The sequence below is a fragment of the Amycolatopsis sp. A1MSW2902 genome, from assembly GCF_017312175.1.
In the GTDB taxonomy this organism is placed as follows: domain Bacteria; phylum Actinomycetota; class Actinomycetes; order Mycobacteriales; family Pseudonocardiaceae; genus Amycolatopsis; species Amycolatopsis nivea.
Map to the genome: position 1 here is coordinate 8,179,307 of NZ_QJPO01000001.1, position 18,640 is coordinate 8,197,946.

General features: G+C 69.5%; 19 protein-coding genes. 9 read left to right on the top strand and 10 right to left on the bottom strand.

Translation table 11 applies throughout. From position 1 onward, the window contains the following. The first annotated feature begins 87 nt into the window (after nt 1-87). Entirely contained in the window at nt 88-1,746 is a 1,659-nt protein-coding gene (locus DMP23_RS38275) for an AMP-binding protein (RefSeq protein WP_337823908.1), read from the top strand. A gap of 44 nt (nt 1,747-1,790) precedes the next feature. On the opposite strand, the gene DMP23_RS38280 is transcribed toward DMP23_RS38275, so the two are convergent. Beyond that, entirely contained in the window at nt 1,791-2,762 is a 972-nt protein-coding gene (locus tag DMP23_RS38280) for a R2-like ligand-binding oxidase (protein ID WP_337823909.1), read from the bottom strand. After that, complete coding sequence (locus DMP23_RS38285; protein WP_337823910.1) at nt 2,759-3,370, bottom strand: TetR/AcrR family transcriptional regulator; 612 nt, start codon at nt 3,368-3,370, stop codon at nt 2,759-2,761. The genes DMP23_RS38280 and DMP23_RS38285 overlap by 4 nt, the downstream gene beginning before the upstream one ends. Nucleotides 3,371-3,479: 109 nt before the next feature. On the opposite strand from DMP23_RS38285, the gene DMP23_RS38290 reads away from it, so the two are divergent. Next, entirely contained in the window at nt 3,480-4,100 is a 621-nt protein-coding gene (locus DMP23_RS38290) for an HAD family hydrolase (protein WP_337823911.1), read from the top strand. A 7-nt stretch (nt 4,101-4,107) separates the two neighbouring features. Here the strand turns inward: DMP23_RS38290 and DMP23_RS38295 are convergent, their stop codons facing one another. Continuing rightward, a complete protein-coding gene (locus DMP23_RS38295) occupies nt 4,108-4,335 on the bottom strand; it encodes a hypothetical protein (RefSeq protein WP_037807785.1) in 228 nt (75 codons plus the stop codon). Nucleotides 4,336-4,465: 130 nt separating this feature from the next. Here DMP23_RS38295 and DMP23_RS38300 point away from each other — a divergent pair, with 130 nt between their 5' ends. Continuing rightward, the gene (locus DMP23_RS38300; RefSeq protein WP_037718500.1) at nt 4,466-4,852 is read left to right on the top strand and encodes a cold-shock protein; all 387 of its coding nucleotides are present in this window, start codon (nt 4,466-4,468) and stop codon (nt 4,850-4,852) included. 83 nt (nt 4,853-4,935) lie between these two features. Here the strand turns inward: DMP23_RS38300 and DMP23_RS38305 are convergent, their stop codons facing one another. Genes DMP23_RS38305 through DMP23_RS38315 form a run of 3 tightly spaced genes read right to left on the bottom strand, consistent with a single transcriptional unit; the run spans nt 4,936 to nt 8,240 of the window. After that, nucleotides 4,936-5,412 (bottom strand): DUF2771 family protein, encoded by a 477-nt coding sequence (locus DMP23_RS38305; protein WP_037807782.1) that lies wholly within the window; start codon nt 5,410-5,412, stop codon nt 4,936-4,938. A 9-nt stretch (nt 5,413-5,421) separates the two neighbouring features. Beyond that, nucleotides 5,422-7,428 carry an MFS transporter gene (locus tag DMP23_RS38310; protein ID WP_238604069.1) on the bottom strand — a complete coding sequence of 669 codons (2,007 nt, stop codon included), beginning with the start codon at nt 7,426-7,428 and terminating at the stop codon, nt 5,422-5,424. Between the two features lie 38 nt (nt 7,429-7,466). After that, on the bottom strand, nt 7,467-8,240 hold the full coding sequence (locus tag DMP23_RS38315; RefSeq protein ID WP_238604070.1) for a glutaminyl-peptide cyclotransferase: 774 nt from the start codon (nt 8,238-8,240) through the stop codon (nt 7,467-7,469). Between the two features lie 51 nt (nt 8,241-8,291). Here DMP23_RS38315 and DMP23_RS38320 point away from each other — a divergent pair, with 51 nt between their 5' ends. The 3 genes from DMP23_RS38320 to DMP23_RS38330 are packed head-to-tail and all read left to right on the top strand — an operon-like array spanning nt 8,292 to nt 12,373. Further along, a complete protein-coding gene (locus DMP23_RS38320; RefSeq protein WP_238604071.1) occupies nt 8,292-9,371 on the top strand; it encodes a DUF3027 domain-containing protein in 1,080 nt (359 codons plus the stop codon). Further along, a complete protein-coding gene (locus DMP23_RS38325; RefSeq protein ID WP_337823912.1) occupies nt 9,368-12,160 on the top strand; it encodes a sacsin N-terminal ATP-binding-like domain-containing protein in 2,793 nt (930 codons plus the stop codon). Before DMP23_RS38320 ends, DMP23_RS38325 begins: the two co-directional genes overlap by 4 nt. Nucleotides 12,161-12,217: 57 nt before the next feature. Then, nucleotides 12,218-12,373 carry a hypothetical protein gene (locus DMP23_RS38330; protein ID WP_158714410.1) on the top strand — a complete coding sequence of 52 codons (156 nt, stop codon included), beginning with the start codon at nt 12,218-12,220 and terminating at the stop codon, nt 12,371-12,373. A 6-nt stretch (nt 12,374-12,379) separates the two neighbouring features. Here the strand turns inward: DMP23_RS38330 and DMP23_RS38335 are convergent, their stop codons facing one another. Beyond that, on the bottom strand, nt 12,380-12,607 hold the full coding sequence (locus DMP23_RS38335; RefSeq protein WP_037809264.1) for a DUF2530 domain-containing protein: 228 nt from the start codon (nt 12,605-12,607) through the stop codon (nt 12,380-12,382). An 83-nt stretch (nt 12,608-12,690) separates the two neighbouring features. Here DMP23_RS38335 and DMP23_RS38340 point away from each other — a divergent pair, with 83 nt between their 5' ends. The 3 genes from DMP23_RS38340 (at nt 12,691) to DMP23_RS38350 (ending at nt 16,053) form a co-directional block, all read left to right on the top strand. Next, entirely contained in the window at nt 12,691-14,154 is a 1,464-nt protein-coding gene (locus DMP23_RS38340; protein ID WP_337823913.1) for an NCS2 family permease, read from the top strand. Nucleotides 14,155-14,197: 43 nt separating this feature from the next. Beyond that, entirely contained in the window at nt 14,198-14,629 is a 432-nt protein-coding gene (locus DMP23_RS38345) for a MarR family winged helix-turn-helix transcriptional regulator (protein ID WP_037807762.1), read from the top strand. A 167-nt stretch (nt 14,630-14,796) separates the two neighbouring features. Beyond that, nucleotides 14,797-16,053, top strand: coding sequence for an MFS transporter (locus tag DMP23_RS38350; protein ID WP_337823914.1), 1,257 nt, complete (start codon nt 14,797-14,799; stop codon nt 16,051-16,053). Nucleotides 16,054-16,311: 258 nt separating this feature from the next. Here the strand turns inward: DMP23_RS38350 and DMP23_RS38355 are convergent, their stop codons facing one another. The 3 genes from DMP23_RS38355 to DMP23_RS38365 all read right to left on the bottom strand — a co-directional run bounded on the left by DMP23_RS38355 (nt 16,312) and on the right by DMP23_RS38365 (nt 18,617). Then, a complete protein-coding gene (locus tag DMP23_RS38355) occupies nt 16,312-17,112 on the bottom strand; it encodes an arylamine N-acetyltransferase family protein (RefSeq protein WP_337823915.1) in 801 nt (266 codons plus the stop codon). A 92-nt stretch (nt 17,113-17,204) separates the two neighbouring features. Continuing rightward, nucleotides 17,205-17,828 carry a superoxide dismutase gene (locus DMP23_RS38360; RefSeq protein WP_337823916.1) on the bottom strand — a complete coding sequence of 208 codons (624 nt, stop codon included), beginning with the start codon at nt 17,826-17,828 and terminating at the stop codon, nt 17,205-17,207. A gap of 114 nt (nt 17,829-17,942) precedes the next feature. Next, nucleotides 17,943-18,617 (bottom strand): biliverdin-producing heme oxygenase, encoded by a 675-nt coding sequence (locus DMP23_RS38365; protein WP_238604076.1) that lies wholly within the window; start codon nt 18,615-18,617, stop codon nt 17,943-17,945. Nucleotides 18,618-18,640: the final 23 nt, after the last annotated feature.

The window sequence follows — 18,640 nt, forward strand, 5'->3', positions numbered from 1 at the left end:
AGCGCACCCCATAACTAGGGTGGCGGAAAGGTCCGAAATCGAGCTTAGACTCGGGCTCGTCGACGAAGACCGCCACGGGAGGCACCGATGCCTGACGCGCCTGCACTGCCGAGTTACGCCTCCGGGACCTCCAGCGTCCCCCTGCTCGGCGACACGATCGGGGACAATTTCGACCGCACGGTGGCCGCGTTCGGCGACCGGGACGCGCTCGTCGACCGCGAGGCAGGCGCCCGCTGGACCTACCGCGAACTCGCCGCCGAGGTCGACACCCTCGCGCACGGGCTGCTGGCGTCGGGCATCGGCAAGGGCGATCGCGTCGGCATCTGGTCGCCGAACCGGGCGGAATGGACGTTCCTCCAGTACGCGACGGCGAAGATCGGCGCGATCCTGGTCAACATCAACCCGGCCTACCGCTCGCACGAACTGCAGTACGTGCTCAACCAGGCGGGCATCCGGATGCTCGTGGCCGCGGACAAGTTCAAGACGTCCGACTACGGGGCGATGATCGAGGAGGTGCGGCCGAACTGTCCCGGACTGGAAGCGGTCGTGCTGCTCGGCACCTCGTCGTGGACCGACCTGATGGAGTCCGGCCGAAGCGGCGACGCGGAGCGGCTCGCGCAGTTGCAGGCGGGACTGTCCGCGGACGACCCGATCAACATCCAGTACACGAGCGGCACCACCGGTTTCCCCAAGGGCGCGACCCTCAGCCACCACAACATCCTCAACAACGGCTATTTCGTCGGCGAGCTGTGCAATTACACCGAGGAGGACCGGGTCTGCATCCCGGTGCCCTTCTACCACTGCTTCGGCATGGTGATGGGCAACCTCGCGTGCACCAGCCACGGTTCGTGCATGGTCATCCCGGCCCCGGCGTTCGACCCGAAGGCCACGCTCGCCGCGGTCGCCGCCGAACGCTGCACGTCGCTGTACGGCGTGCCGACGATGTTCATCGCCGAGCTGAACCACCCCGAGTTCGAGACGTTCGACCTCGGCTCGCTGCGCACCGGCATCATGGCCGGATCGCCGTGCCCGGTCGAGGTGATGAAGCAGGTCATCGACCGGATGGGGATGACCGAGGTGTCCATTTGCTACGGCATGACCGAGACGTCGCCGGTGTCCACGCAGACCCGCGCGGACGATTCGGTGGAGCGCCGGGTGTCCACGGTCGGCCGGGTCGGTCCGCATCTGGAGTCCAAAGTGGTCGATCCGGAAACCGGGCTGACCGTGCCGCGCGGCACGCCTGGCGAATTGTGCACCCGCGGCTATTCGGTGATGCTCGGCTATTGGGAGGAACCGGAAAAGACCGCCGAGGCGATCGACGCCGCGCGCTGGATGCACACCGGCGACCTCGCGATCATGGACGACGAGGGATATATCAACATCACCGGCCGGATCAAGGACATGGTGATCCGCGGCGGCGAGAACATCTACCCGCGCGAGATCGAGGAATTCCTCTACACGCATCCGGACGTGCTGGACGCGCAGGTGATCGGCGTGCCGGACGTCAAGTACGGCGAGGAATTGATGGCCTGGATCCGGATGCGCGAGGGCGCGCAGCCGCTGACCACGGAAGCGGTGCGCGAGTTCTGCCAGGGCAAGCTGGCGCATTACAAGATCCCGCGCTACATCCACGTGGTCGAGGAATTCCCGATGACGGTGACCGGGAAGGTGCGCAAGGTCGAAATGCGCCAGCAGTCGGTGACATTGCTGGGGTTGGAGCAGGCGGCGTCGCAGAAGCACGCGTGAGCTGAAACCGGCGGCCGTCCGATGTGGACGGCCGCCGGTTCGCGTCAGGCGGAAGCGGCCGCGGCGGCTTCGGCGAGGGCTTTTTCGTCCTCCTCGCCGAAGGTCTCCTCGAGCTGCTCGGGCGAGTAGTCGAGGTCGATCTGCTCGACCGGCGTGCCCCGCGCGGATTCGATCGCGCCGAGGCGGCGCTGGGTGCGATCGGCGGCGTACTGGATCAATTCCTCGGGGTCGTTGTCGAACGGGACTTCCTCGAATTGGTCCTGCACCCACTGGATCATGCCGAGCGCGTGCGGCAGCAGTTCGCCCATGCGTTCCTGCACGGCGTCCCACATCGCGTCGTCCGCGGCGACGTGCCGGCGGCAGGTGAACGTGCCCCACGCCATGTGGCGGCGTTCGTCGTCGCCGATGCGGCGCACCAGTTCCTGCATTCCCGGCAGGATCTGGTTCTGCGTGCAGATCAGCTGCCACGAGTAGTACCCGGTGAGCGCGAGGCTGCCTTCGATCACGTGGTTGTACGTCACGCTCGCGCGGATCTGGTTGAGCGGGCTGGGATCGTCCTCCAGCGCGCGCAGCGACTGCGGCAGTTCCTCGTAGAAAAGCTTGCGGTAGTGCGGGTTTTCCGCGACGTAGGAATGCAGGTCGTCGTCCAGTCCGACGGCGTCCATCCAGCGCCGGAAAACCTCGACGTGCTTGGCCTCCTCGAAACAGAACTGCGTCAGGTACATCTCGTCGCCGAACCGGCCGGTCGAGGACATCGCGCGCATGAACGGCTGGATGTCCTCGGTCACCGCCTCCTCGCCCGCGATGAACTGCGCGACGAGGTAGGTGGTCGAGCGCTGCTGCTCGGGCGTCAGGCTTTCCCAGCCCTCGCGTTCCTTGCTGAAATCGAGGTCCGCCGGGTTCCAGAACTTCTTGTTGCCCTTGACGAACAGCCGCAACGGGAACGAGTCCCAGTTCAGCCCGCCCTTGCGCAGGGACGAGAATCCGCTGCGCAGCTCCGGAAGCGTCTCGGTCATGTCTGGCCCTCTCGTTTCACTCCATTGTGGACGAATTGGTCGATGGCGGGGGCGATCACCGCGAGGACCGACTCGGCGGCCTCGGACGCGGAATGCGTCGGCAGCACCAGGTGGCTGAGCGACAGCCGGACCACCGTTTCGGCGAGCAGCGCGGCGGCTTCCTGGGTGAGCCGGGGTTCGAGCGCGAGGTACTGCTGCGCCGCGAGCTCGGCCGACGCGGTGAGGATCGGTTCGCCGCGCGAGGTCAGCAGGGGGAGCAGGTCCTCGCCCGCCTCGGTGCCGAGCGCCGCCGCGATCAGCCGGTTCTCCCTGGCGTGTTCGATCGTGTAGACGACCGCGCCGCGGATGCCCGTGAGCAAACTCTCGGCGTCCTCGAACCGGCAGCGGATGCCGTCGAGGAACTCCGCCGCGACGCGCAGCGCGACGGCCTGCGTGAGCGCCGCCTTGCTGCCGAACTCGTTGTAGACCGTCTGCCTGCTGACCCCGGCTTTCGCGGCCACGTCGGCCATCCGGAGGCCCTGGTGGCCGCGATCGGGGAGCAGGTCCGCGGCCGCGTCGAGCAGCGTTTCGCGAAGTGTCGCCTTGGTCCGCTCGGTGAAGCTGGTCACACCGTCAGCTTGACACAGACTGAATCTGTGTCAAGAACCTTTACCTGGATGGTGCACGTGTACAGCGGACCGTCCGGAACTGTCGGTCCGGACAGCTACCGTGTGGGACGTGGGCATCACGGTGGGGTTCGACCTCGACATGACATTGATCGACCCGCGGCCGGGCATGGTCGCGGCGATGAACGCGCTGGGCAAGAAGTCCGGGCTGACGTTCGACGGGGAGGCGTTCGCCTCGAACCTCGGGCCGCCGCTCGATCAGGCGCTGCGCGATTTCGGCGCGCCCGAGGACCGGATTCCCGAGCTGATCTGGCAGTTCCGCGACCTGTACCCGGAGACGGTCGTGCCGAGCACGGTCGCGCTGCCCGGCGCGGTCGAGGCGCTGGAGGCGGTCCGGGCGGCAGGCGGGCGGACCGTCGTGGTCACCGGGAAGTACGGCCCCAACGCGCAGATGCACCTCGACGCGCTGGGCATGAAGGTCGACGCGCTGGTGGGCGAGCTGTGGTCCACGCAGAAGGCGGCGGCCCTGCTGGAACACGAGGCACGGGCGTACGTCGGCGATCACCTCGGCGACGTACGGGGCGCGCGAGCGGCCAACGCGATGTCCGTGGCCGTGGCGACCGGGCCGTGCAGCCGCGAGGAATTGGCCGCCGAGGGCGCGGACGTGGTGTTCGACTCGCTGGTCGAGTTCCCCGGGTGGTTCGCCGGGACGTTCGTGGAGACAGCGGTGTAACCGCTGGTCAGCCGTGTTTTCCGGCGCGGGCTTCCTGGATCAGCGCGATCAGCCCGAGCAGCAGTCCGAGCGGGGTGATCACGCCGGCGGCCGCGCTGAGCCACACCGGCAGGTTCTCGAGTCCGGCGGCGAACAGCACGAACACTGTCGCCACGGCGAGCATGCCGATGGCGAACAGGCCGATGCCGAGCCGCATGAGGATCGGTTTGCCGGTCTGTTTCGCTGCGTTCTCCATGGGGTGAGAGTAACGGGACTATCCGCTTCTCCCCAGCGCCTGTGGCGAGATACGCTTATCGGACGCGCGCCTCGAGATCGCTCGGGGCGCGTTCGTCGTGACCTGCACAGCAGAAGGACTGGTGAGGGAAGTGCCGACCGGCAAGGTCAAGTGGTACGACGCGGAGAAGGGGTTCGGCTTCGTCACGCAAGACGGCGGTGCGGACGTCTACATCCGCAAGGCCGCGCTGCCCCACGGCGTGGAGGGCCTGAAAGCCGGGCAGCGGCTCGAGTTCGGCGTGGCCGACGGCAGGCGCGGACCGCAGGCGCTCTCCGTCCGGCTGCTGGACCCGCCGCCGTCGGTCGCCGAGGCGCGCCGCCGGCCCGCGGAGGAGCTGCACGGCCTCGTCGAGGACATGATCAAGCTGCTGGAGCTGAAGGTCCAGCCGGACCTGCGGCGCAACCGGTACCCGGATCGCAAGAACACCAAGCAGATCGCGGAGATCATGCGGGCGGTCGCGCGCGACCTCGACCCGTGATCAATCACGCCACCGCTTGAAAACAGTGAAGGGCTCCGTACGGGAATCTCCCCGCGCGGAGCCCTTCACGGCTTTTGGCCGGATCAGGCAGGCTGGACCTGCAGCGACCACAGCGCCGTCGTGACGGCTTCCGCGTCGTTCGGGTCGCCGGTGCGGCTGATCACCGATGCCTGTGCGATCTCGACCACCACGATCTGGTCGTCCTTCGCGGGCGGCGTCGCGGTGTAGGCGTAGCGGTCGCGGGAGGTGATGATGTCCTCCTTGAGCGGCTGGGGCTCGCCCTTGCCGTTCACGTACTGCACGGTGACCTTCCACGGCGTCTCGGCGATCTCCTTCGGCACCGAGATCTGCACCGAGCGGCCCGGCCGCACCTTGAGCTTGCCGGTCGCGCCGGGGTTGGCCGCGCAGACGCCGGACTTGATGTCGCAGTTGCCGATCGGGGCGACGTTGATCGTGTGCCCGTCGGCGTAGAAAGTCACCTCGGCCGGGCCCGGCGCGGAACAGCCGGCCACCGCGAAACCACCGGCCGCGAGCACGGCCACCACCCGGGAACGTCGCATGGCCCGAGATTACCGGCGGCCTCGCGCGGGCCCCTGGGCGGGGAAGCTGCCGGTCGGCTCCGGGCGCAATGGGCGATTTCCGCCGAGGCCGGGCAGCAGCGAACCGCCGCGCTGCACCAGGAACGTCTGCGTCAGGCCGACCGCCAGCAGGAGCGTGACGACCAGGAAGCCGATCCAGTACGTCGGCGGCAGCAGCAGTCCGACCGCGCCGCCCATGCACCACGACAGCTGCAGCACCGTCTCGGAACGCCCGAACGCCGAGGCGCGCGACTGCTCCGGCAGGTCCTCCTGGATCACCGCGTCGAGGCTGATCTTCGCCAGCGCGCTGGCGGTCGCGCCGATGAGGCCGACGATCGCCGCTGTGGCGAGGCCGGGCAGCAGCGTCGCGATCAGCGTCGTCACGACACACGCCGCCACGCAGGCAACGATCACCTGGTCCGCCGAACCGAAGTGCAGCCGCGAACCCAGTGCGTTGCCGACGAATCCGCCGACGCCCGCCGCCGCGCCGATGATGCCCAGCAACAGCAACTGGACGAACGGGCTGTGCCCGGCGTGTTCGGTCTGCGCCTTCACCGCGAAGGCGGCGAACATCATCAGGAAGCCGGTCAGCACGCGGACGGAACCGTTGCCCCACAAGGCAACGACGATGTGCCGTCCCATCGGCTGGCGCTGCCGCTTCTGCTTCGGCTCCGGCCGCGCGGACAGCGACGTCGGGACCTCGCCCTCGGTCACCTCGACCCACGACGGGATCCGCATCGACTGCACGGCCGCGGCCACGCAGATCACCGCGGTGAACCACAGTGCGCCCGAGGAGTTGGAGAGGCTGCTCACCCCGCTGGCCAGCGCGCCGAACACGCCGCCCGCGATCAGGCCGAAGACGGTGATCCGCGCGTTGGTCTTCGACAGCGTGATCTCCGGCGGCACCACGCGCGGCGTGACCGCCGCCTTCAGCACGGTGAACGACTTCGACAGCACCATCATCCCGAGCGCCGCCGGGTACAGCAGCCAGTCGTCGAAGTGCAGTGCCATCACCACGGCCATCAGGCCCTGGCCGATCGACGAGACGCACATCGCGAGCCGGCGGCCGCGCTGGATCCGGTCCAGCGCTGGGCCGATCACCGGTGCGACGAGCGCGAACGGCGCGATCGTGATCAGCAGGTACAGCGCGACCTTGCCCTTGCTCTCGCCGCTGGTCGCGGCGAAGAACAGCGTGTTCGCCAGCGCGATCGCCATCGCCGCGTCGCTGGCGTAGTTCAGCATCACCGCGTACATCAGCGAGGTGAGACCGGACTTGTCCGCGCCGTCTGCCTTGGTGGCGCGCTGGAACGCGCCGATCGCCTGTCCGCTCAGCTGACGGCTGCGCAGCGCGGCGACCCGCGTGACGGTGAGCTTCTTCGGCAGTTTCGGAACCGACCCGGCGCCGGGGACGGCGGTGGTGTTGAAGGCCTCGTCCTGCTCGTCTTCGACGCGTGGCTCGCCCGCGTAGCCGCCGGTGTCGTAGTGCTCGTAGCCGGCGCTGCCGGGACGGTCGTCGTACGGCCGCGGGTGGACGGGCTCGGTGCGGTGGTCGCGCGGCGGGTACGGCCGGGCGCCGCGCGGGGGCGGCGGCGGACGGTGTCCCATCGGGACAGCGCCGGTGGGCGCTTCCTCGGCGTTCGGCGGGAACGGCGGCGCGTCGTCGTAGAACGCGCTGCGCGGCTCCGGCCGTCCGGGATAACCGCGGGGAGGGCGCTGATCGACGTGCTCGGTTCGCGGTTCGGCCGGGCGTGCGCGCGGAGGTTCGGGCTGGATGCGCTCCGGCCGGGCCCGCGGCGGTTCCGGCGCGTACTCCGGCGGAGCCTGGCGAACGCGCTGGTCAACGGCCTGATCGACCCGGGTCGGCGGGGTGTCGCGCCACGAGCGGGCCTGCGCCGCGCCGGGCTCGGGAGTCCAGCGGCGCTTCTTCTTCCCACGGCCTTTGCCCGACTGCCCGCCGAGGGGGCTGTCGGAACCGGAGCGCGAGCTGAAGAGGGCCACGGTTCAATCCTGCCTCATCGAGGTCACGTACCGCCCGCTCACGTGCCGGTTCGCTGATTTTCCGGGACGAACTTCACGCGGAACGACGTCGGCCACAGCTTCCCGGTCAGCAGGAATTCGTCCGTGCCCGGGATCGCGGCGATGCCGTTCAGCACGTCCTCGCCGGGCCGGGACGGCGTGCGGAGCTTGCCGGCGTCGATCTTCGCGGTGATCCGTCCGGTGCCGGCGTCGATGCGCAGAATGGTTCCGGTCTGCCAGACGTTCGCGTAAACGGTGTCGCCGACGCACTCCAGTTCGTTCAGCTGGTCCTGGCCGACGTCGACGGAACCGGTGACCGCAAACGTTTGCGGGTCGCGGAAGGTGAGCATCGACGACCCGTTGCTCATCACCAGCCGTCCACTGGGCTGATGGCACAGTCCCCAGCCCTCGCCGTCGTAGTGCACGCGCCGCAGTTCGGCGAGCGTCTGGGAGTCGCGTTCGATCGCGATCCCGTCGCGCCAGGTCAGCTGCCACAGCTTCGGCCCGAGCACGGTGATGCCCTCGGCGAACAACGGCGACGGCACCGTCACCTGTTTGGCTGGTGTTCCGCCTGCCGGTCCCGCGGTGAGCGCGGACTTGCCTTCGAGCCCGCGGCTCTCGTACAGCGTCGTGCCGGAGTACTCGAGTCCTTCGGTGAAGGCGGTCGAGTCGTGCGGCAGCGTTCCGAGCACCTGGACGGTGAGCTGTTCGGGCTGGGCGGGCGTGGCTTGGGTGCCCGCGCATCCGCCGAGCAGGGCGGCGGCCACCAGGGGCCAGACGATCCGGGTTCGCACGAGGAACAGCCTGGCACGGGCGGCGCGGATGCGTGCGGCACAATTGGGGGTATGACGCTGCTGTTGACCCTGGACGACGGCTCTCTCCACCGGAAGCTCGCGGACGCTGTCGAGGCCGCGCGGGAGGCCGTGCTGGCGGAAGCACCCGCTGACCAGGTCGGCGAGCACGTCGGAGTGGAACGCGAGGACGCGGTCTCCGCGAGCCACCTCTTCGAAGCCTCGGTGCCCGGATACCGCGGCTGGCGCTGGTCGGTCACCGTCGCGGTGGCCGGGCCGGACGAGCCGGTCACGGTGAGCGAACTGGTGCTGCAGCCGGGCCCGGAGGCCCTGGTCGCGCCCGCGTGGGTGCCGTGGGAGCAGCGGGTGCGCGCCGGGGACCTCGGCGTCGGCGACCTGTTCCCCGCGGACAAGGACGACCCGCGCCTCTCGCCCGCGTACCTCCAGTCGGACGACCCGGCCGTCGAGGAAGCGGCGCACGAGGTCGGCCTCGGCCGGGTGCACGTGCTTTCGCGCTACGGCAGGCTCGACGCGGCCGCTCGCTGGCACGGCGGCGAGTTCGGCCCGCGTTCGGACATGGCCCGTAGCGCGCCCGCGACCTGCGGGACCTGTGGGTTCTTCGTGCCGCTGGCCGGGTCGCTGCGCGGCGCCTTCGGGGCGTGCACGAACGACATCGCGCCCGCGGACGGGCACGTCGTGGACGTGGCTTACGGATGTGGGGCGCACTCCGAGGTACGGGTCGAGGTGACGTCCTCGGTCCCGGTCGCGGAGCTGGTTTACGACGATTCGCTGATCGACTTCACGCCCGCTCCGGAGCCGGCTCCGGAACCGAGCGTCGCCGCGGACCCGGCGGTGGTGGAAGAGGCGGCGGCCGCGGCGGCCGAGGAGACCGCTGAGGTCGCGGCGGTGGAGCCGGAGGCGGCCGCGGAGGTGGCGGTCGAGGAAGCTGCCGTCGAGGTGGCTGCCGAGCCGGCTTCGGACGCGGCGGAGGAGTCTGCGGCGAAGGAGCCGGACGTCGTCGAGGCTTCGGCGGCGGGCACTGCTGCCGAAGTGGTCGTCGAGGCCGTTGCTCCGGACGCTTCTGATGCGACTTCGGGCGAGGACGACTCCGACGGGAGCGATGTCCTCCGGTGAACGAAGTCGCTGGGGGAGCGGCTGATCCTTTCGGGACAGTCCGGCTGCGGGAAGCGGCGCTGAGCGCCTGGCGCGATTCGCCCACCCGCTTCACCGAGGACACCAACTCGGAACGCGACCTGCGCGTCGGCGCTTACCGCGACCGGTTGTTCGTCGAACTCGCGCAGAACGCCGCCGACGCCGCGCAGATCGCGGGCGAACCGGGGCGGATCCGGGTGTCCGTTGTGGACGGTGAACTGCGGTTCGCCAACACCGGCGCGCCGCTGGACACCCGAGGGGTCGAATCGCTAGCGTCGTTGCGGGCGTCGGCCAAGGAAGGGACCGTCGGCCGGTTCGGAGTCGGATTCGCGGCCGTGCTGACCGTCACCGACGAGCCCCGGGTCGTTTCGACCTCGGGCGGGGTCGCGTTTTCCGCGCAGCGCACCCGGGAGGAATCCGGCCGGGACGGCGACGTTCCGGTGCTGCGGCTGCCGTTTCCCGTCACGGAACAGCCGCCTGCCGGATTCGCCACCGAAGTGCGGTTGCCGCTGAAGGAATCCGGGCAAGGCCTGCTCGACGGTCTGGCGAACGAGATCGAAGACCTCCTGCTGGCCCTGCCGTGGCTCGCCGAGGCCGAAGTGGACGGTCGCAAGTGGACTCGAAGCGGCGACGAGACCGTCGAGATCACTTCGCCGACCGGGCAACGACGGTGGCTGAAGCACGGAGTCTGGGCCGTTCCGGTCGACGCCGACGGCGTCCCGCAGCCGCTCGAAGACGATGTGCTGCACGCGCCGACGCCAACCGACGAAGGCCTTTCGCTCCCGGCCCGGTTGATTGCCGAAGTGCCGCTGGAGCCGTCTCGCCGCCGGGTGCTTCCCGGCGCGGAGCTCACTCGCGCGCTGGAGAGGGCGGCGAGTGAATACGTCGAACTGGTCCGGGCGGTCAAAGCGGAACACCGGCCAACCTTGGTCCCCGCCGCGGGATTCCCGCTGTCCACTGTGGACTCACAGCTGAAAGACCTGGTTTACACCTCGCTCGCGCAGGAACCCTGGCTGGCCACTGTGGACGGTCAGGAAGTCTCCGGACAGCAGGCGCGGGTGCTCGACGTCGACGGGCTGGCTCCGCTGCTGGCCGACGTCATCCCGGGCTTGGTGCAAGCGAATCCCCGGCTGCTCAAGCCGGTCTCCGCGCACATCCTCGGCATCGGCGACGTCCTCGAAGTCCTGACTGGCATCGATCGCGAACCCGGCTGGTGGCAGAAGCTGTACGCGGAGCTGGCGGTCGCGGTCGAGAGTCACGCGCTCAGCGCGAATCAGCTCGACGGACTGCCGGTCCCGCTGTCGGACGGGCGGACGTTGCCGGGCGTCAAGGGCGCGCTGCTCGTCGACGGCAGCAGCGAACTCCGCGAACTTCTGTCCGATGTGGACGTTCCCGGCCTCCGGCTCGTGCACCCAGGTGCGGCGCATCAGTTGCTGGAACTGTTAGGAGCCAAGCACGCGGACGCGCGGCAGCTGCTCGAAGCGGAACAGCTGCAGTACGCGGTCGAGCACAGTGTCGCCGACGTTCAGTCCGGTTTGGACGGAATGAACCTCGCGGGCGCGGTGCTCCGGCTGGTCACCGATTGCGGCGATCAGGCGCCGGAGTGGATCGGCGCGCTGGCGCTGCCCGCGGAGGACGGCTGGCGGCGCGCGGACGAACTGGTGCTGCCGACGTCGCCGTTGCTGGACGTCATCGACCCCGAGGTGTTCGAGCCCGGCGGCGCGCTTTCCGTGCTGGACGAGGAATTCGCCGAAGACTGGCCGACGGGAACCCTCGTCGCGGCGAAGGTGCTCGATTCGTTCGCGGTCGGGCTGGACGAGGATCCGCACGAACCCGACCACCACCTGCCGGACGAAGAGCAGTGGTGGGATTCGTTCGAGCAGCCGCCGACGACGGTCGTGTCCATTCGCGACCTCGACCTCGTCGCGGACGACGCCTGGCCGGACGCGCTCCGCCTGATCGCGTCCCGTCCGGAAACATGGCAGGCACTGCACAGCCCGGACGGCCACGCGGGCTGGTGGCTCGCGCGGTACGCCCTGCTGGCCGGCGAAGCCCCCGGCGCGTGGCGGCTCGCTTCGGCGACCGCACTGGCGGGCCTGTACGACCCGGTCCCCGACCTCGAGTTGAGCGACGATCTGCTCCGCGCCGTCGGCGTCCGGACCGGACTGGACCTGGAGACCGCGGAAGACGTCACCGACCTGCTCGAACGACTCGGCGACCCGCAACGGACGCCGACCCCGGGCTTGGTCGCCCGCGCACACGCGGCGTTGGTGGCCGCACCGATCGACATCTCCGACGTCGACGCCCCCGCCCGAGTCCGCGGGGCGGACGGGAGCGTCGTCGAGGAAGCCGTGGTGCTGGACGTGCCATGGGTCGCGGCTGCCCTGGACCCGGCGAAGATCCTCGTCGCGCCCGCGGATCCGGAGCGGCTGGCGGAACTCCTCGACGTCCCCGTCGCGAGCAGCCTGAAAGCCGAGGTCGAGAGCACCGGCGAGTACGTCGCGTGGGCCGACCTGCCCGCCCTCGCGCTCGCCGCGGACCAACTCGGCATCACGCTGCCGGACGGCGGAGTGCTGCTGCACGACCCGCTCACGGTGACGATCGAGGGTGCTTCGGCGGAGGTGCCGTGGTGGTCAGACGACCGACTGCACGCGGCGGACACGTCCGAGGGGTTGGCGCGCGCGTTCGCGTGGGCGAGTGATCGGTGGGGCGAGCGTTATCGCATCACGGCGCTGCTGGAAGACCCGGCGCCGCGGACCATGCTGAACTGACGAGCCCTAAAGCCGCTGCGCCGCGGACCAGCTTCGCGTCGCCGGACGGAGGACGCTGTGGCACGGTCCGCTCACGGTGGCGGTCGACTGCACGCGGCGGACACGTCCGAGGGGTTGGCGCGCGCGTTCGCGTGGGCGAGTGATCGGTGGGGCGAGCGTTATCGCATCACGGCGCTGCTGGAAGATCCCGCGCCGCGCACCATGCTGAACTGACGAGCCCTAAAGCCGCTGCGCCGATTTGGACCCGCGCCGAGCCGCCGCGCGTTGCCAGAAAATAATCCCGAACCCGATGAACCCCAGCGCGATCCCGGCGAGGCACGTCTGCACCCACACGCCCTCGCTGGTGAAGAAAAGCACCACGAGCGCGACAAGCCAGAGCGCAGTACCTACGATCACCACCGGCGTCAGGTCGGTGAGCCGCTTCGGCAGGTCCGGCGTGTGCCGCAGGGCGGCCGGAGTGTCCGGGGCGCTGGTCGGTTCTTCCACGGGCCAGAGCTTACCCGGACGGAAACAGCGAGACAGGCGGGGAAATGGCGGAGCAGCGCGAGCGGGCGGGGTCCACACTGGACCGCTTCTTCCGGATCAGCGAACGCGGGTCGAGCACCGGGCGGGAGATCCGCGGCGGCGTGGTCACGTTCGTGACGATGGCCTACATCGTGGTCCTCAACCCGCTGATCATCGGCAGTTTCGCGGCCGACACCCCGTCCGCGCACAAGGACGTGCTCGGGCACATCCTCCCGGTGCCGCAGGTAGCGGCGGTGACCGCGCTGGTCGCGGGCGTGCTGACGATCCTGATGGGGCTCGTCGCGAACTATCCGTTCGGCATCGCGACCGGGCTCGGCATCAACAGCCTGCTCGCGGTCACCATCGCGCCGCAGATGAGCTGGCCGGAGGCGATGGGCCTGGTGGTCATCGAGGGCGTGATCATCGTCCTGCTCGTGCTCACCGGCTTCCGCACCGCGGTGTTCCGCGCGCTGCCGCCCGCGCTCAAATCCGCGATCGCGGTCGGCATCGGGCTGTTCATCTGCCTGATCGGCCTGGTCGACGCCGGATTCGTGCGCAGGCTGCCGGACGACGCGCACACCACGGTGCCGGTCGGGCTCGGCATCGGCGGTTCCATCGCCTCGTGGCCGACCGCGGTGTTCGTCGTCGGCCTGCTGCTCACCGCGGTGCTCGTGGCCAAGAAGGTCAAGGGCGCGATCCTGATCGGCGTGCTCGGCTCGACGGTCCTCGCGATCGTGGTCGAGGCGATCGTGAAGGCCGGGCCGTCGAACGGCACCGACCCGAAGGGCTGGAACCTCGGCTACCCGGCGCTGCCGAGCAAGGTCATCGGCCTCCCGGACCTGTCGCTGGTCGGCGACGTGTCGTTCGGCGCGTGGACCCGGCTGCCGATCATCACCGTGGTGCTGCTCGTCTTCACCCTCGTGCTCGCGGACTTCTTCGACGCCATGGGCACGATGACCGGCCTCGGCAAGGAAGCGGGACTGGTCGGCAAGGACGGGCAGCTGCCGAACGTCGGCAAGGCGTTGTTCGTCGAGGGCCTCGCGGGCGCGGCCGGCGGGTTCGGCTCGGCCAGCTCGAACACGGTGTTCGTGGAATCCGCATCGGGTATCGCGGAGGGCGCGCGGACCGGTCTGGCGAACGTCGTGACCGGTCTGCTGTTCATCGCCGCGATGTTCCTGACCCCGCTGTACCAGGTCGTGCCGGTCGAGGCGGCGGCTCCGGCGCTGGTCGTGGTCGGGGCGCTGATGATGGCGCAGGTCCGCGACATCGACTTCACCGATTTCAAGATCGCGCTGCCCGCGTTCCTGACCATCGTCGTCATGCCGTTCACGTACTCGATCGCCAACGGCATCGGCGCCGGATTCGTCAGCTACGTCGTGATCCAGGCGGTCACCGGCAAGGCCCGCAAGGTGCACCCGCTGATGTGGGTGATCGCGGTGGCGTTCGTGGCCTACTTCGCCGTCGGGCCGATCCAGGCCGCACTCAGCTGACCGGCGTAGATACCGGGCGCAGGTCGTGAGGTATGCTAACTATATGTCCGGCGACCCGCACGAGCGTTCCCTGGCGAGCCGCTTGCGTCTCGCGGTGGTGCGGCTCAACCGCCGTCTCCGGGCACAGCGGGTGGCTGACGACGTGTCGCTCACGCAGATCGCGGCGTTGTCCACCCTGCACAAGTGCGGCCCGCTGACCCCCGGTCAGCTCGCCGCGAAGGAAGGCGTCCAGCCGCCCTCGATGACGAGGGTCATCGCCGCGCTCGAGGAGATGGGGTTCGTCGAGCGCAGGCCGCACCCGACTGATGGCCGCCAGGCCATCGTCGAGCTGTCCGACGACGGGCTCACGTTCGTGCGCAAGGCCATCTCGGTGCGGGAGGCGTGGCTGGACCGGCAACTGGCCGAACTCGGCGAGGAAGAGCTCGAAGTGCTCTCCCGAGCCGCGGAGATCATCGACAGGATGGCGGGGAACTAGCACAGGTGACCACCACGGGTAGCGAAACAGGATGTCCGGCCCAATCCACTGCTACCCGGGACACGGCACCGCCGCCGTCCAGTTCCGCTCCACCCGACCCCTCTTCCGTCCCGGCCGGGAAATCGTCTTCCGCCGCGGAATCCCCGGAAGCCAAGACCCGCCGCACGATGTTCTCGTCGCTGCGCGTGCGGAACTACCGGCTCTTCTTCAGCGGCCAGGTCATCTCGAACATCGGCACCTGGATGCAGCGCATCGCCCAGGACTGGCTGGTGTTCACGCTGTCGGGCAACGACCCGGTGGCGCTCGGCGTCGCGGTCGCGCTGCAGTTCATCCCGACCGTGCTGCTGTCGCTGTGGGCGGGCGTGCTCGCCGACCGGGTCGACAAGCGCAAGCTGCTGATGCTCATCCAGGCGGCGAACTGCCTGCAGGCCGTGCTGCTCGGCGTGCTCGACCTGACCGGCGTCGCCCAGCTCTGGCACGTCTACCTGCTGTGCGTGATGCTCGGGACGACCTCGGCGATCGAGGTGCCGACGCGGCAGTCGTTCGTCGCCGAGATGGTCGGCCGGGACCAGGTGGCGAACGCGGTCGCGCTCAACTCGTCGATCTTCAACATGGCCCGCATCGTCGGACCGGCCATCGCCGGGTTCGCGATCACCTGGGTCGGCACCGGCTGGCTGTTCATCGCGAACGCGGCGAGCACGCTCGCGGTGATCACCGGCGTCGCGCTGATGAACCCGGCGAAGCTGTTCCGCGGCCCGGCGATCCCGCGCGCCAAGGGCCAGCTCGTGGAGGGCCTGCGCTACGTGCGCGGACGGCCGGACCTGGTGACCGTCATGGTGCTGATGTTCTTCGTCAGCACGTTCGGCATCACCTACTTCACGTCGCTGCCGATCGTCGCCGCGAACGTCTTCCACACCCAAGCCGACGGGTACGGCCTGTTGTCGACGCTCGTCGCGGTCGGCACCTTCACCGGCGCGCTGGCGTCGGCCCGGCGCGGGGTGAAGAGCCGTCCCCGGGTGCGGCTGATGCTGGTGTCGGCGGCGCTGCTCGGGGTGTTCGAGTTCGTCACCGCGTTCATGCCGACGTACCTGGCGTTCGGGATCGGGCTGATCCCGCTCGGGTTCGCCACGATCACCTTCCTGAACACGGCGAACGCGCTGGTGCAGACGTCGGTGCCGCCGGAGATGCGCGGCCGCGTGATGGGCATCTACGTGCTGGTGCTGATCGGCGGCAACCCGATCGGCGGGCCGATGACCGGCTGGATGGCCGACGCGTTCGGCGGCCGGTCGCCGTTCTACATCGGCGGCGCGATTTCGGCGATCGCGGCGGTGGTGTGCGCGGTGGTGCTGATCCGGCGCGGCGGCGTCCGGATGCCCCGGAGGCTCGGCAACGGCCTGCGGATCCTGTCGCGGGAACGGGTCTGACCTGGGGAAATGGCTGTCCGAAGGCAGCGGAGACCGCCGAAAGTCGTCACTCGGGAGGGTGAGACTGAGGTCTCCGCTGGGACGGGCTTGCCTCTGTTGGTGAGGTTAGGCTAACCTCATACATGTCCGCTTCGTGGTGGGAGCGGCAGTCAGTTCGGGAACGGACAGAGCCCCGCGACCTGGGAACCCCGGGACGCGGGGCTCTGTTCATGGTCGGGGCTCTTCCCCGCGAGGGCAAGGCCGTTCACGGGGTGAGCGTCAGGACGGGTGCGGGGTCGGGGTCTCCAGCGGATGCTCGCCGGGCCGCATCGGGAGCCGGCGCAGCCGCAGGCCGAAGTACACGTGGTAGGCCACCCGCACGGCATCGTCGTTCGGCAGCAGCACCTCGTGGCGCACGCCGTCGACCGTCTCGATCAGCCGGTCGCCGGACAGCGTCACGCGGCCCTGGGCGGTCGGGCGCGAGCACGTGAGGGTCTGCGTGAAGTGCGACTGCGGCGACGTCGACTGCCACCACGCCATCGGCGCGAAGTCCGACAGCTGCCGTGGGCGGCGCTCGAGGCGGTACTCGGGCTTGCCGTCGCGCAGGACGTCCACGTCGCCGTACGGGGCGTCCAGGAGGAGGTATTCGCCCTCTGGATCGCTCTGCGGCTCGACCGCGGACAGCGCGAGCGGCTGCCGGCTGAACTTGCCGAAGCCGACGTCCACCAGGTACTGCTCGTCGCCGAGTTGGACGAGGATGGCGGCGTGGTCGAGCGGCGGTCCGGGCACCCCGGCGTCGTTGAAAACGCGAGCCGCGTGCAGCGTCGCGGCGAAGCCCAGCTCTCGCAGCAGGGCGGCGAAAAGACCGTTCAGCTCGTAGCAGAATCCGCCCCGATGGTGGCGCACGAGCTTGTCGAAGAGCGCTTCTTCGGTGAGTTCAATGGGTTCCCCGAGGTGCACGCTGAGGTTCTCGAACGGGACGTGCATCAGGTGCCGCTCCTGCAGCAGGCGCAGCGCGGCCAGGTCAGCCGCCGGAGGCACCGGCAGGTCCAGGCGAGCGAGGTAAGCGTCGACGTCCATGGGTTCCACTCTCACACCTCCAGTGCACTCCAGGTCAAGCGAAAAAACGGGGTCCGGCCTGTCGCCAGGCCGGACCCCGGGTGCCGCTGGCCTCAGCCGAGCAGGAGGCCGTTGCCGCCGGCGACGGCGTTGTCGAAGCGCTTGCTGATCTCGGCCCAGTTGAAGATGTTCCACAGGGCGTTGACGTAGTCCGGCTTCACGTTCTTGTAGTCCAGGTAGAACGCGTGCTCCCACACGTCGACCAGCAGGATCGGCACGGTCGGCAGGATCAGGTTGTTGTGGTGGTCGCGCAGCTGCTGGGTGATCAGCGTCTTGCCGATCGGGTCCCACGACAGCGCGCCCCACCCGTTGCCCTGGATCGTGGTGGACACCGCGGTGAACTGGGCCTTGAACTTGTCGAACGAGCCGAACGCCTCGTCGATCGCCGCGGCCAGCTCGCCGGTCGGCTTGTCCCCGCCTTCCGGCGAGAGGATCTTCCACCACACCACGTGGTTGGCGTGCCCGGCCAGGTTGAACGCCAGCGTCGTCTCCAAGCCCACGATCGAGCCGAAGTCGCCCGCCTCCCGCGCGGCGGCGAGCTTGTCCAGCGTGTCGTTCGCGCCCTTCACGTAGGTCGCGTGGTGCTTGCTGTGGTGCAGCTCGTTGATCTCGCCCGAAATGTAGGGCGCGAGAGCGCCGTAGTCGTAATCGAGTTCGGGCAGCTCGTACCGGGCCATGGGCCCTCCTTCTGGTCGACGCGCGGTTGTGCTAGGCGGCTTCCCTCGCGGGAGCCTTCTGAAACCGAGCCTCGTACTTCGAGCTAGGTGGAGGTCAACCCGCTGTGACCCGGCTCATGCCGCCGGGTCTCGGTACCGCGCGAGGTCGAGGGCCAGCTCGTCGAACACTGCCACGTTGTGCTCGAACGCGACCACGGATTCGTCGATCACCCGGGCGCGGTCGTCCTCGCTCCACGGCGCCTCGTCGAGCTTCGCGCGGTAGCGGTCGCGGAACGCCGGGGCGCTGCCGATCTCGTCGAAGCGGTAGAAGAGCGTGCCCGCCTCGGCGAGGTCGAACTTCTTCTCCAGCAGCCGCCGGATGATCTGGCCGCCGGCGATGTCGCCGAGGTAGCGCGTGTAGTGATGCGCCACGAACCCGCCGGACCAGCGAGCCGCCTCGGCGATCCGCGCGGTGTAGGCCTCGGTCGCGGCGAGCGGGGCGATCTCGGTGCGCCAGCCGGGGCCGACCAGGCGGGCGAGGTCGCGTTCCAGCGCGGGCAGCCGGCGCAGCTCCTCGAACACGAACTCGCCGCCGACCGGATCGTCGGCCATCGCGTCGCCTGCCCGCTCGATCGCCTCGTAGATGAAGTAGTACTGGGTGGCCAGCGCCGCGTAGCCGTCCAGCGTCAGCTCGCCGCCGAGCAGCGCGTTCATGTACGTGGAGTGGTTGGCCTTGTCGTGGACCGTCCTCGTGGACGCGCGCAGCTGTCCGGAGAACGGGCTGGCTTCGAGGTCCGCGGTCACCGTCATCAAAGGCCTCCCGACGTTCTTTC